This window comes from Aeromicrobium sp. 10G20-16 (assembly GCF_055809665.1).
Genome location: NZ_CM147919.1, coordinates 751,753 through 764,527, shown reverse-complemented (window position 1 = coordinate 764,527; position 12,775 = coordinate 751,753). Strand labels below are relative to the sequence as shown.

General features: G+C 67.4%; 12 protein-coding genes. 8 read left to right on the top strand and 4 right to left on the bottom strand.

Going from position 1 to position 12,775, the window contains the following annotated elements:
• Positions 1–34 precede the first annotated feature (34 nt).
• From AC0L5F_RS03790 to AC0L5F_RS03755, 8 genes are all read left to right on the top strand, one after another.
• Complete coding sequence (locus tag AC0L5F_RS03790; RefSeq protein WP_473316138.1) at positions 35–1,252, top strand: aspartate aminotransferase type Ic; 1,218 nt, start codon at positions 35–37, stop codon at positions 1,250–1,252.
• A 13-nt stretch (positions 1,253–1,265) separates the two neighbouring features.
• Positions 1,266–2,369: a glycerate kinase family protein gene (locus tag AC0L5F_RS03785; protein ID WP_473315286.1), complete on the top strand. Its 1,104-nt coding sequence runs from the start codon at positions 1,266–1,268 to the stop codon at positions 2,367–2,369.
• Between the two features lie 137 nt (positions 2,370–2,506).
• Positions 2,507–2,872 carry a HesB/IscA family protein gene (locus tag AC0L5F_RS03780; protein ID WP_473315285.1) on the top strand — a complete coding sequence of 122 codons (366 nt, stop codon included), beginning with the start codon at positions 2,507–2,509 and terminating at the stop codon, positions 2,870–2,872.
• Between the two features lie 135 nt (positions 2,873–3,007).
• A complete protein-coding gene (locus tag AC0L5F_RS03775; RefSeq protein WP_473315284.1) occupies positions 3,008–3,916 on the top strand; it encodes a carbohydrate kinase family protein in 909 nt (302 codons plus the stop codon).
• Positions 3,917–4,020: 104 nt separating this feature from the next.
• Positions 4,021–4,860, top strand: a complete 840-nt coding sequence (gene ctaC, locus AC0L5F_RS03770) for an aa3-type cytochrome oxidase subunit II (RefSeq protein WP_473315282.1) — start codon at positions 4,021–4,023, stop codon at positions 4,858–4,860.
• Positions 4,860–6,620 carry an aa3-type cytochrome oxidase subunit I gene (gene ctaD, locus AC0L5F_RS03765; RefSeq protein ID WP_473315281.1) on the top strand — a complete coding sequence of 587 codons (1,761 nt, stop codon included), beginning with the start codon at positions 4,860–4,862 and terminating at the stop codon, positions 6,618–6,620. The genes ctaC and ctaD overlap by 1 nt, the downstream gene beginning before the upstream one ends.
• Positions 6,621–6,623: 3 nt before the next feature.
• Positions 6,624–7,019: a cytochrome c oxidase subunit 4 gene (locus AC0L5F_RS03760; protein WP_473315280.1), complete on the top strand. Its 396-nt coding sequence runs from the start codon at positions 6,624–6,626 to the stop codon at positions 7,017–7,019.
• Positions 7,020–7,075: 56 nt separating this feature from the next.
• Complete coding sequence (locus tag AC0L5F_RS03755; protein ID WP_473315279.1) at positions 7,076–8,332, top strand: L,D-transpeptidase; 1,257 nt, start codon at positions 7,076–7,078, stop codon at positions 8,330–8,332.
• A gap of 105 nt (positions 8,333–8,437) precedes the next feature.
• Here the strand turns inward: AC0L5F_RS03755 and qcrB are convergent, their stop codons facing one another.
• From qcrB to ctaE, 4 genes are all read right to left on the bottom strand, one after another.
• Entirely contained in the window at positions 8,438–10,144 is a 1,707-nt protein-coding gene (gene qcrB / locus AC0L5F_RS03750; protein WP_473315278.1) for a cytochrome bc1 complex cytochrome b subunit, read from the bottom strand.
• Entirely contained in the window at positions 10,141–11,190 is a 1,050-nt protein-coding gene (gene qcrA / locus AC0L5F_RS03745) for a cytochrome bc1 complex Rieske iron-sulfur subunit (RefSeq protein ID WP_473315277.1), read from the bottom strand. Before qcrA ends, qcrB begins: the two co-directional genes overlap by 4 nt.
• Entirely contained in the window at positions 11,187–11,957 is a 771-nt protein-coding gene (qcrC, locus tag AC0L5F_RS03740) for a cytochrome bc1 complex diheme cytochrome c subunit (protein ID WP_473315276.1), read from the bottom strand. Before qcrC ends, qcrA begins: the two co-directional genes overlap by 4 nt.
• A 177-nt stretch (positions 11,958–12,134) precedes the next feature.
• Positions 12,135–12,773 (bottom strand): aa3-type cytochrome oxidase subunit III, encoded by a 639-nt coding sequence (gene ctaE / locus AC0L5F_RS03735; RefSeq protein ID WP_473315275.1) that lies wholly within the window; start codon positions 12,771–12,773, stop codon positions 12,135–12,137.
• Between the last annotated feature and the right edge of the window lie 2 nt (positions 12,774–12,775).

Here is a 12,775-nt window from a genome sequence, read left to right as displayed (position 1 = left end):
CCGCGACCAGATCCAGACCCTCCTCGACGAGCAGATGACGCGCTATCGCGATCTGCAGGGCGAGGGGCTGAAGCTCGATCTCACGCGCGGCAAGCCGTCGCCTGAACAGCTCGACCTGTCGCTGCCCCTCCTGGACCTGCCGGGACCGGACTTCCGATCCGGCGACGGCACCGACACCCGCAACTACGGCGGTCTCCAGGGCCTGCCCGAGCTGCGTGAGATCTTCGCGCCCATCCTGCAGGCTCCGGTGGACCAGATCGTGGCCGGCGACAACGCCAGCTTGTCGATGATGCACGACAACATCGTGTTCGCGATGCTGCACGGCACCGTCGACTCGCCCCGCCCGTGGGTCGCGGAGGAGAAGATCAGGTTCATCTGCCCCGTGCCCGGCTACGACCGGCACTTCGCGCTGAGCGAGGCCTACGGGATCGAGATGATCCCGGTCGACCTGCGGGCCGACGGTCCTGACGTCGACGCCGTCCGCGAGCTGGTCAAGGACCCCGCGGTCAAGGGCATGTGGTTGGTTCCCACCTACGGAAACCCCAGCGGAGCCGTCGTCAGCGAGGCCGTCGCGGCCGAGCTGGCCGCGCTCGAGACGGCCGCGCCGGACTTCAGGATCCTGTGGGACAACGCCTACGCGGTGCACCACCTCGGCGAGGAGCAGACCAAGACCGCCGACATCCTCGGTCTGTGCGCCGCCTCGGGGCACCCGAACCGGGCCATCACCTTCGCGTCGACGTCGAAGATCACCTTCGCCGGGGCTGGCGTGGGCTTCCTCGCGTCGTCGCCCGAGAACGTGCGGTGGTACCTCTCGCACCTCGGCAAGCGGACCATCGGGCCGGACAAGGTCAACCAGCTGCGGCACGCCAGGTTCCTCGGCGACACCGACGGCGTGCTCGCACTGATGGACCGGCACCGCGAGATCCTGGCGCCCAAGTTCGCCGAGGTCGTGAACATCCTGCGTGACCGCCTCGCGCCCTACGGCGTCGCGGAGTGGACCGAACCCGGTGGTGGCTACTTCGTCAGTCTCGACGTCGTGGACGGCACCGCCTCGCGGGTCATCGAGCTGGCACGTGAGGCAGGTGTCGCCATGACCCCGGCCGGGGCTGCGTTCCCGTACGGCAACGACCCGCGCAACCGCAACATCCGCATCGCGCCGTCGTACCCCTCGCCGGCCGAGCTCTCGACCGCGATCGACGTGCTCGCCACGTGCGTGATCATCGCCGCGGCCGAGCTCTCGCTGTCGTCGTGAGCCGGCGCCTCGCGTGAAGGTTCTCGTGGCGCCGGACTCGTTCGGCGGGACGATGTCGGCACCGGAGGCCGCCCGGGCGATCGTGACCGGGTGGCTCCGGCACGCGCCCGACGACGAGCTGACCACGGCGCCGATGGCCGACGGCGGGCCCGGGTTCGTCGACGTGCTGCACGAGGTCCTCGGCGGACAGCTGCAGGTGCAGGCCGTCGCCGGCCCCCACGGCGACCCGACGCCGCTGACCTGGCTGCTGCACGACGGCACCGCCTACATCGAGAGCGCGCAGGCGTGCGGCCTGCACCTGTCCGATCGCCGCGACCCCCTGTCGGCCAGCACCGCGGGAGTGGGGGAGGCCGTGGTGGCCGCGGTGGACGCAGGCGTCGGCAGGATCGTGGTCGGCCTCGGTGGGAGCGCGACCAACGATGGCGGTGCGGGTCTGCTCGGCGCGCTCGGCGCCACGGCCGACGTGCCGCTCGATCGCGGTCCGGCGGGCCTGTCCGAGGTCGGTGCGGTGGACCTCGGACCCGCGCGGGAACGGCTCGCCGGCACCGATCTGGTCATCGCGTCCGACGTCGACTCTCCGCTGCTCGGCATGTTCGGCGCCACCAAGACGTTCGGTCCCCAGAAGGGACTGACCGACGAGCAGATCATCACCGTCGACGGCACGCTCGACGCCTTCGTGGTCGCCGCCTGCGGGCCCACCCCGGCCGAGCGGCGCGTGGCGGACGCCGCTGGCGCGGGGGCGGCCGGTGGGCTGGGATTCGCACTGATGCTCCTGGGTGGCCGGACCACCTCGGGCATCGACCTCGTGGCCGACGCGGCGCAGCTGTCCGAGCGGGCCGGGCAGCACGACCTGGTGGTCACGGGGGAGGGGCGCTACGACTTCTCCTCGCGGGCCGGCAAGGTCGTGTTCGGTGTCGCGGCCGCCGCCGGACGTGGCGCCCGGCCGTGCATCGTGCTGGCCGGCCAGGTCGACGTCGGGTCGCGCGAGATGCGCGCCATGGGCGTCGAGAGCGCCTACGCGGCCGCAGACCTCGTCGGTCTCGAGCAGTCCCTGGCGCAACCGCACGCATCGCTGGTGGCGCTTGCCGAACGGGTGGCACGCACGTGGTCACGGTGAGCGGCACGCCCGCGACCTTTCGTTGACGAACCCGCGTACGATGGGAATGGATCAGCCGGCGCCTCGGTTGACACCACTGTTGACTTCACCACGCATCCACTGCGCCACGCTTCACCGCCTGGGGATTGGGAGATCGTATGACCGCCTCGACCGAAGAGACCACCACCGAGAGCTCTGCCACCGGCGTCGCCCTGAGTGACGGCGCGGCCGCCAAGGTCAAGAGCCTGCTCGAGCAGGAGGGCCGTGACGACCTCTCGCTGCGCATCGCCGTGCAGCCGGGCGGATGCTCGGGCCTGCGCTACCAGCTGTTCTTCGACGAGCGCTCGCTCGACGGCGACCAGATCTTCGAGTTCGGCGGCGTGAACGTCGTCGTCGACCGCATGAGCCTTCCGTACCTCGGAGGTGCATCGATCGACTTCGTCGACACCATCGAGAAGCAGGGCTTCACCATCGACAACCCGATGGCCACCGGCTCGTGCGCCTGCGGCGACTCCTTCCACTAGACCTCGCACCATGAACGGCCCCCCGCGCGAGCAGGGGGCCGTTTGTCTATGGTGTGCAGGTGCATCTTGCTATCGCCGGCTCCGTGGCCGCTGACCATCTGCAGACCTTCTCCGGGAAGCTTCTCGGACTCCCTGGTGCCTGATCAGCTGGCGAAGCTGTCGGTGTCCTTCCTGGTCGACGACCTCGACATCCGGCGCGGTGGCTGTGCCGCGAACATCACCTTCGCGCTCGGCAGCCTCGGCCTGTCGCCGCTGCTCGTGGCGTCGGTGGGGCGCGACTTCGCCGAGCAGGGCTACCAGGCCTGGCTGGAGGCGGCGGGGGTCGACTGCAGCCACGTGCACGTGTCGTCCACGCTCCACACGGCGCTGTGCACCATCACCACCGACGACGCCCACGCGCAGATCGTCACCTTCTACCCGGGTGCGATGGCCGAGGCGCGCGAGATCGACGTGGCCGCGCTGCATGCCGAGCGGCCCATCGACCTGCTGCTGATCGGCCCGGACGACCCGGACGCCATGGCACGGCACACCCGCACCGCCCGCGAGGCCGGCATCCCGTTCGCCGCAGACCCGTCGCAGCAGCTCGCGTGGGCCGGGGGAGACCTCATCCGCGACCTGGTCGAGGGCGCCACCTACCTGTTCACCAACGACTACGAGGCCGCGCTCATCGAGAAGAAGACCGGATGGTCCTCCGACGAGGTCCGCTCGAAGGTGGCGACGCAGATCATCACCCGTGGCAAGGACGGCGTCACGGTCCACCCCGCTGACGGCGAGTCGGTCGAGGTCGCCGCCATCGCGGACATCGAGGCCGTCGACCCCACCGGTGTCGGCGACAGCTTCCGCGCCGGATTCCTGGCCGGTGTCGCCGCCGAGCTCAGCATCGAGCGGTCCGCCCAGATCGGGTGCACGATCGCGGCCAGCGTGGTCGAGACCACCGGCACGCAGGAGTACACGCTCGTCCGCGAGTCGTTCCTGGAACGCCTCGGTGGCGCCTACGGTGCGACCGCTCGCGACGAGGTCGACGCAGCACTCACGCTGGCGTGACAGGACAAACGCCACACACGCAGACCTCGGCTGCAAGACGAGCAGGCGCTGGGTTACGCTGCAGTGTGCAATCTGGTGACTCAGCACGTCGAGAAAGGCGTTCCGTGGGACGGTTGAAACTGGCGCTCATCGCCCTTGCCCTGGCGGTTCTCAGCGGATGTTCCCCGTCGGGCAAGACCGACCTCGAACGCCTCGCCCTCCCGGTGGGATCGACCGACCGCACCGACTACGTCTGGAACCTGTGGCTCGGTGCCTGGATCGCGGTCCTGGTCATCTTCCTGCTGGTCTTCGGGCTCATGGTCTACGCGATGATCCGCTACCGCCGCCGCAGCGCCGACGAGGTGCCGTCGCAGGTGCGCTACAACCTGCCGATCGAGGCGCTCTACACCTTCGCGCCGGTCGTCATCGTGGCCGTCTTCTTCTTCCACACCGTCACGGCGCAGAACTCGATCCTCGAGAAGGTCGACAACCCCGACCACACCATCGAGGTCGTCGGCAGCAAGTGGCAGTGGGCCTTCAACTATCTCGACGAGCCCGCCGTCGACGGAACCGACGTCTACGACCAGGGCACGCCGGCCGACTTCGCCGACCTGTACCTGCCGGTCAACGAGTCGGTCCGCTTCAACCTGATGTCGCCCGACGTCATCCACTCGTTCTGGATCCCTGAGTTCTACTTCAAGATGGACGTCGTCCCCGGCAACGGACCGCAGGAGAACAGCTTCGACCTCACCCCGACGCGTGAGGGCGAGTTCACCGGGCGCTGCGCCGAGCTGTGCGGCCTGTACCACTCGCGCATGTTGTTCAAGGTGCACGTCGTGAGCCGCGCCGAGTACGACCAGCACCTGAACGAGCTCAAGACCCGCGGCAAGGTCGGAGCCCCCAAGGGCGCTTCGCAGGCCAAGCAGATCGCCGGGCTCGCTGAAGCCGAGGAGGAGAAGGGCTGATGGTCGCCGAAACCACCGCCGCGTTCGAGGTGCCCCGCGAGCGCCAGGACGTGCGCGAGCGCACCCTCGGACAGCAGGTCGTCCGAGTCATCACCACGACCGATCACAAGGTGATCGGCAACCTGTACCTGATCACGTCGTTCGGGTTCTTCATCTTCGGCGGCATCCTGGCGCTGATCATCCGCGCCGAGCTGGCCGCCCCGGGCACCCAGTTCGTCGACGACGAGACGTACAACCAGCTGTTCACGATGCACGGCACGATCATGCTGCTGCTCTTTGCGACGCCGCTGTTCTTCGGGTTCGGCAACGCGATCATGCCGCTGCAGATCGGAGCCCCCGACGTCGCGTTCCCACGTCTGAACATGTTCAGCTACTGGCTGTACCTGTTCGGTGCGCTGATCGTGGTCTCGGGGTTCCTCGCCCCCGGCGGAGCCGCCAGCTTCGGCTGGTTCGCCTATGCGCCGCTCAGCGACTCCGTCAACTCACCGGGCATCGGTGGAGACCTGTGGGTCATGGGTCTGTGGATGTCCGGTCTCGGCACCATCCTCGGTGCGGTCAACTTCATCACCACGATCTTCACCATGCGCGCGCCCGGCATGACGATGTTCCGCATGCCGATCTTCGTGTGGAACACGCTGGTCACCAGCATGCTGGTGCTGATCGCGTTCCCGATCTTCGGCGCCGCGCTGCTGGCGCTGGAGGCTGATCGCCGCCTCGGAGCGCACGTGTTCGACGCCGCCAACGGTGGCCCGATCCTGTGGCAGCACCTGTTCTGGTTCTTCGGACATCCCGAGGTCTACATCATCGCGCTGCCGTTCTTCGGCATCGTCACCGAGATCCTGCCGGTCTTCAGCCGCAAGCCCATCTTCGGCTACGTCGGCCTGGTGGCGGCCACCTTGATGATCGCGGCGCTCTCGGTCGCGGTGTGGGCGCACCACATGTTCGTCACCGGCGCCGTCGACCTCGCGTTCTTCAGCTTCATGACGTTCCTGATCGCGGTGCCCACCGGCGTGAAGTTCTTCAACTGGATCGGCACGCTGTGGGGCGGAAGTCTGTCCTTCGACACCCCGATGATCTTCTCCCTGGGTTTCTTGGTGACCTTCTTGTTCGGTGGCCTCACCGGCGTCATCCTGGCCTCACCGGCCCTGGACTTCCAGCTGTCCGACTCGTACTTCGTCGTGGCGCACTTCCACTACGTGGTCTTCGGCACCGTGGTGTTCGCGATGTTCGCCGGCTTCTACTTCTGGTGGCCCAAGCTCACCGGCCGCATGCTCGACGAGAAGCTGGGCAAGATCCACTTCTGGCTGCTGTTCATCGGCTTCCACCTGACCTTCCTGGTGCAGCACTGGCTGGGTGTCGAGGGCATGCCCCGTCGCTACGCCGACTACGGACCGCAGGACGGCTTCACGACGCTCAACGAGATCAGCTCGATCGGTGCCTTCCTGCTCGGCGCCTCGACGCTGCCGTTCTTCTACAACGTGTGGAAGTCGCGCAAGAGTCCGTTGGTCGGGCTCGACGACCCGTGGGGCTGGGGCCGCTCGTTGGAGTGGGCCACCTCGTCCCCGCCGCCGCGGCACAACTTCCTGTCGCTGCCGCGCATCCGTTCCGAAAGCCCCGCGTTCGACCTGCACCACCCGGAGATCGCCGAGCTCGAGCTCGCGCACAACCCGGGCGAGGGCGGGGTTCTCGCCGATGCTCCCGACGTGGACGGTCGCCGCGAGGCCACCGGAGGCTCCACCACCACGAACAAGGACGACTGATCGATGAAGGCTGAAACCTGGACCATCGTCGGCGTGGGCATCTTCTTTGCCCTGATCGCTCCGATCTACTGGCTGCTCACCGGTGACTGGACCGGGTCGACCGCCCTGGTCATGACGTTCCTGTTGTGCCTCCTGCTCGGGTTCTACCTCGGGGTGGTGGCCAAGCAGATCCCGTCCCGTCCCGAGGACCGCAGCGACGGCGAGATCGCCGACGGTGCCGGCGAGCTCGGATTCTTCCCGCCCTACAGCTGGTGGCCGCTGTTCTGCGCCGGCGCCCTGGCCATCGTGGTCCTCGGTGTCGTGATCGGCTGGTGGCTGTTCATCATCGGTGCCGGCATCCTCGCCGCCATGGTCGTCGGATGGATCTTCGAGTACTACCGCGGCATCCACGCGCACTGACGAACCGGCCCGTGTCTCGATTCGAATCGTGAGGTCGTCCGACCTAGACTGACGGGGTGTTCCACTTCGCCATGTCTCGTTCCCCGCGCGCCCTCGGCGCACTGGTGCTCGCGGCCGGTGTGACGGCCGGCTGCACGGCCACCGGGCTCACCAGCGACCCCGCGCCTGTTGAGGCTCCGAAGGATCCGATCACGCTGGCCGCCAACGTCAAGGACCAGGCCAAGGATGTCGGGGTCGACACCATCGTCACCGTCGACGCCGATCACGGCCGTGTCGACACCGCGAGCGTGGAGTCCGCCGACGGCAAGGAGGTCATCGACGGTCGGGTCACCGGCAACAGGTGGGTGGCATCACAGCGCCTCGAGCCCGGGACCACGTACGACATCAAGGTCACCGGCACCGGTGACGACGGTGCGCAGAGCACGTACACCTCGTCGTTCACGACGCAGAACCTGACGCTCAAGGAGCAGACCTACCCGTCGGTCGCACCGCTGGCGGGCGAGACGGTTGGCGTCGGCATGCCGGTGATCGTCAAGTTCGACATCCCGGTCAAGAACCGCGCCCTGTTCGAGCGCAACATGCACGTCACGTCGTCCGCGAACGTCGAGGGGTCGTGGTCCTGGCTCAGCGACACGCTGGTCCACTACCGACCCAAGGAGTACTGGCCGGCCAACACCACGGTCGACGTCTCGCTCAAGCTGAACGGACTGCCGGCCGGCGACGGCATCTACGGCCAGCAGGACCAGGACATCACGTTCACCGTGGGCCGCAGTGCCGTCAGCGTGGTCGACATCGCCAACCACACCCTCAAGTACACCGTCGACGGCAAGACCCTGCGCACCATCCCGGTGACCACCGGCGACAGCACCCACAGGACCCGCAAGGGCACCAAGGTCATCATGGAGAAGTTCGCGTCGGTCGACATGGACGCCGCGTCCACCGGCGTCGACGCCGACGCTCCTGACTACTACAACATCGAGGGCGTCAAGTGGGCCATGCGCCTGACCAACTCCGGTGAGTTCCTGCACGCCGCGCCGTGGTCAGTCGGCTCGCAGGGCCACGCCAACGTCAGCCACGGCTGCACCGGCATGAGCACCGCCAACGCGGGCTGGTTGTACCAGCACTCGCGCCGCGGTGACGTCGTGAAGTTCATCAACAGCCCGCGCGGTCTCGAGGACAACAACGGCTGGACCGACTGGAACGAGTCCTGGTCCACGTGGATCAAGGGATCGGCCCTGTACCGCGCTCCCGAGCCGTCGGCGACGCCCTCCAGCCCGAGCGCCACCCCCAGCGCCTCGTCAGCACCCGCCTGAGCCACCGACGACGAAGCCCCCGCCGAGGTTCGGCGGGGGCTTCGTCGTCTGCGTCAGTGGACGCTGTATCTGATTTGCGTCAGTGGACGCTGTATCTGATCTGCGTCAGTGGACGCGGGGGATACCCGTCTCCGACACGCCCTGGAAGTCGTCGCCCAGGGCCACCGGGTGGCCCTCGTGCTCGGACAGGTGCTCGATCGCGTGCTCCACGTCCTCGACGGTCGGCTTGTCGACCGTGCCGTCGTAGTAGAAGCGTCGGGCCCAGGCGCGGGCCTTCGCAGCGCGACCGTGTGGTGCAGGCACGCCGTTCTCGTCGACCTCGACGGGCGCCTCCAGCACGGGCAGGCGCTCGTGCGCGGTGAGCGTGTACTGATCGGCCACCGGCAGGGGAGCGTGGCGCTCGGAGTAGCTGCCGTCCGGCGACCGCTCCAGCACACCGGTCTCGTAGCCGTGCAGGATCGAGTTGGCGTCAGCGCGCTGCAGACCGATGCAGATGCGCTTGGTCACCATGAACGCGATGACCGGGAGCACGAAGACACCGATGCGGCAGAACCACGTGATCGTGTAGATGTCGAGGCTGAACTTGGTGGCGATGATGTCGTTGCCGCCGCCGATCCAGAACACGCCGTACATCGTCATGCCGGCCACGCCGAACGCGGTGCGCACGGGCGCATTGCGCGGACGCTCCAGCAGGTGGTGCTCACGCTGGTCGCCGGTGATCCACCGCTCGACGAACGGCCACGCACCCAGAGCACCGAACATCAGGCCCATCAGCCCGAGGCCGGGAATGGCCACGTTCCAGCTCCACGTGTAGTTGAAGAACGTGCTCTCCCAGTTCGGCATGATGCGGACGGCGCCCTCGACGAAGCCCATGTACCAGTCAGGCTGCGAGCCGGCCGTGACCTCGCTGGGGTTGTAGGGCCCGTACACCCAGATCGGGTTGATCTGGATGAACGCAGCCATGAGCGCGGTGAAGCCGAAGACGATGAAGAAGAATCCGCCGGCCTTGGCCGCGTACACCGGGAGCATCGGGTAACCGACGACGTTGCCCTCGGTGCGTCCGGGCCCAGGCCACTGCGTGTGCTTGTGGAAGACCAGCAGCAGCATGTGCGCGCCGATCAGACCGAGCAGCAGGGCCGGGATCAGCAGGATGTGCGCCATGTAGAGGCGGGGGATGATCTCGTTGCCCGGGAACTCGCCACCGAAGATGAAGAACTCGACGTACGAGCCGACGATCGGGATGGAGCGGAGCAGGCCGTCGACGAAGCGCAGGCCCGTGCCGGACAGCAGGTCGTCCGGCAGCGAGTAGCCCGCGAAGCCCTCGACGAGGCCGAGGGTCAGCAGTCCCAGACCGATCAGCCAGTTGATCTCGCGCGGCTTGCGGTAGGCGCCCGTGAAGAACACGCGCAGCATGTGCACGATCATCGCCGCGATGAACAGGTTAGCAGCCCAGTGGTGGATCTGGCGGATCAGCAGTCCACCGCGGATCTCGAACGAGATCTTCAGGGTCGACTGGAACGCCTGGCTCATCTCCAGGCCGTTGAGCGGGGCGTAGGGGCCGGAGTACTCGACCTCGGACATGCTCGGCTGGTACCAGAAGGTCAGGAACGTGCCCGTGATCAGCAGGACCACGAAGCTCCACAGGGCGATCTCGCCCAGCATGAACGACCAGTGCTCGGGGAAGACCTTGCGCAGGTTCTTCTTGGCCAGGCCGGCCAGCCCAAGACGCTCGTCGAGCCAGCCGACCGGTCCGGCGGCCTTCTTGCCCAGGGGAGTGTTCTCGACGGCCACGTACTCAGGTGTCGTTGTCATGATTCCTCATTCAACTTCTTCTGGTCTCGCGCGAGTTCGGGATAGCTCGGGGCGACGATCTCGGGGAAGTCGCTCACTGCGATCAAGTATCCCTCAGAATCGAGCGCGAGGGGCAGCTGAGGAAGTGGGCGGTGAGCCGGGCCGAAGATGACCTTGCCGTTGTCGGCCAGGTCGAACGTGGACTGGTGGCACGGGCACAGCAGGTGGTGCGTCTGCTGCTCCCACAGGCTGATCGGGCAGCCGACGTGCGTGCAGATCTTGGAGTAGCACAAGATGCCGTCGATGCCCCAGTTCTCACGTCCGGGGGAGGGACGGACCGCCTCGGGAGGCATGCGCACCACGATGACCGCGGCCTTGGACTTGGCCTGCAGCAGCTTGGTGCCCTCGTAGAGGCGGTGACCCTCCTCGTCCTGCTCGAAGAACACCGCCGGCTCGCCGTTGACCAGCTGGCCGACCTGCAGGTCCGACGGCTTCAGCGGCATGCCCGAGACGTCGTTGACGACGCGCATGCCCTTCTTCCAGACGGTGAAGCGCTGGTCCTTGGGCAGCGGGCCGAGGTCGCGCAGCAGGAACACCGCCGGCAGCCCCAGCGCGCCCAGCGCCGTGAGCAGGCTGTTGCGGATCATGGGACGACGGCCGATGCCGGACTCCTCGAGGCCGGCGTTGATGTCGGCCATGACCGCCTCGCGGTCGTCGTCCGACGACTTGGCCGGGTGGCGCATCTCGATGATCTCGTGGTCGCCCATGAGCTTCTTGGCCCACTGGATGATGCCCACGCCGATCAGCAGGAGGGCTGCGCCCAGCGTGAAGCCGAAGCCGAAGTTCTGGGCCGACCAGCCGAGGAACGTCTGGTCGGCGTCCACGGTGACGTAGATGACGCAGAACGCCACGAACAGGCCAGCGGCGATGAGGAACATCGCCGAGATCTGACGCTCGGTGCGGCGGGCCTGGGACTCGTCGACGTCCTGCGGACGGTACTGGTGCTCCGCCAGACCCGGGTCGTCGACCGGCTCGCGCCGGACGATCTCGTTGTGCTCGTCGGTCATCGCTTCTTCACCCGCGCTCCGTGGGCTCCGATCCAGATCGCGAAACCGGCCAGACCGCCGATGCCGATGATCCAGGTGAACATGCCGTCGACCACGGGGCCGAGGCCGCCGCCGCCGATGCCGCCGTACTCAGGCTGGTTGTTGAGCGCCTTGACGTACGCGATGACGTTGCGCTTGTCCTTGGGCGTGATGACCGCGTCGGAGAACACCGGCATCTGCTGAGGGCCGGTGATCATGGCCTCGGCGATGTGCTTGGGCGTGACCTCGCGGATGTCGGGCGCGTACTTGCCGCCCGGCATGGCGCCACCGGCGCCGACCGAGTTGTGGCACGCCGTGCAGTTGGTGCGGAAGATCTCGCCACCCTCGCGGATGTCGGCGACGGACGCCTTGTCGATGTCGGTGTACTCGCTGCCCGGGATGGGCGGACCGGGAGCCAGCGAAGCGATGAACGCCGACAGCTGGCGGATCTCCTCCGGCGTGTACTCCACGTCCTTCTGGGGCGCCTGCGGCGCGGTCTGTGCCAGCGGCATCCGACCGGTGCCGACCTGGAAGTCGACGGACGCAGCGCCGACGCCGATCAGCGTGGGGCCGTAGAAGTTGCCGCGCGTCGTGGCGATGCCCTCGGCGTTGGTGCCGTGACAGCTGGCGCAGCCGATCTCGAAGAGCTGGCGTCCGGCCTGGACATCACGTGACGTGATCTCCTCGGCGGCTGCCGGCTTGGGTGCCAGGGCGGCCCACAGGCCCCCCATGACGACGAGCCCGGCCATGAGAACCACAAGTCCGGCAAGTGGATGCCGGCGCCTGGTCGAGAGTTTCCGCACCAGAACCCCATTCCTGATTTGTGAACCAGCCTGAAGTGACATCAGAAGGTGACCCCAAGCGTACCCGGGGAAACGCCGCCGCGAGGGGTTAGGTGACCCTTATTTCGGCGGTGGTGAACGCGCTCACTTGATCAGGTAGATCGTGGCGAACAGTCCGACCCAGACGATGTCGACGAAGTGCCAGTAGTACGAGACCACGATGGCGCTGATGGCCTGTTCGTGGGTGAACTTGCGCGCGACGAACGTTCGGCCGATCACCAGCAGGAAGGCGATGAGCCCGCCGATGACGTGCAGGCCGTGGAACCCGGTGGCGAGATAGAACAGGCTGCCGTACGGCGAGCTGGGGATCGTGACGTTCTCGCGGACGAGCTCGGCGTACTCGAACGCCTGGCCGCCGATGAAGATGGCGCCCATGACGTAGGTGAGGACGAACCACTCGCGCATGCCCCACTTGCCGATCTGCAGCAGCGAGCCACTGCGTCCGGGCTTGCCGCGCTCGGCGGCGAACACGCCGTACTGGCAGGTGACCGAGGACAGCACGAGGATCGTGGTGTTGGCGAAGGCGAACGGGACGTTGAGCTTCGCGGTCTCGAGCGCCCACAGGTCGGGCGAGATGTTGCGAATCGTGAAGTACGCGGCGAACAGACCCGCGAAGAACATCAGCTCGCTGGACAGCCACACGATGGTGCCCACCGTGACCATCGACGGGCGTCCCTCGGTGCCGTGCAGCCGGGACGCGGGGATCGTAGAAGTAGTCGCCACGC

Bases quoted from the DNA above. Each gene is read 5' to 3' on its own strand.
- AC0L5F_RS03790 (WP_473316138.1), top strand. From the start codon at position 35: ATGACGCGCTATCGCGATCTGCAGGGCGAGGGGCTGAAGCTCGATCTC.
- AC0L5F_RS03780 (WP_473315285.1), top strand. From the start codon at position 2,507: ATGACCGCCTCGACCGAAGAGACCACCACCGAGAGCTCTGCCACCGGC.
- ctaD (WP_473315281.1), top strand. From the start codon at position 4,860: ATGGTCGCCGAAACCACCGCCGCGTTCGAGGTGCCCCGCGAGCGCCAG.
- AC0L5F_RS03760 (WP_473315280.1), top strand. From the start codon at position 6,624: ATGAAGGCTGAAACCTGGACCATCGTCGGCGTGGGCATCTTCTTTGCC.
- qcrB (WP_473315278.1), bottom strand. From the start codon at position 10,144: ATGACAACGACACCTGAGTACGTGGCCGTCGAGAACACTCCCCTGGGC.
- qcrA (WP_473315277.1), bottom strand. From the start codon at position 11,190: ATGACCGACGAGCACAACGAGATCGTCCGGCGCGAGCCGGTCGACGAC.
- qcrC (WP_473315276.1), bottom strand. From the start codon at position 11,957: ATGGCCGGGCTCGTCGTCATGGGGGGCCTGTGGGCCGCCCTGGCACCC.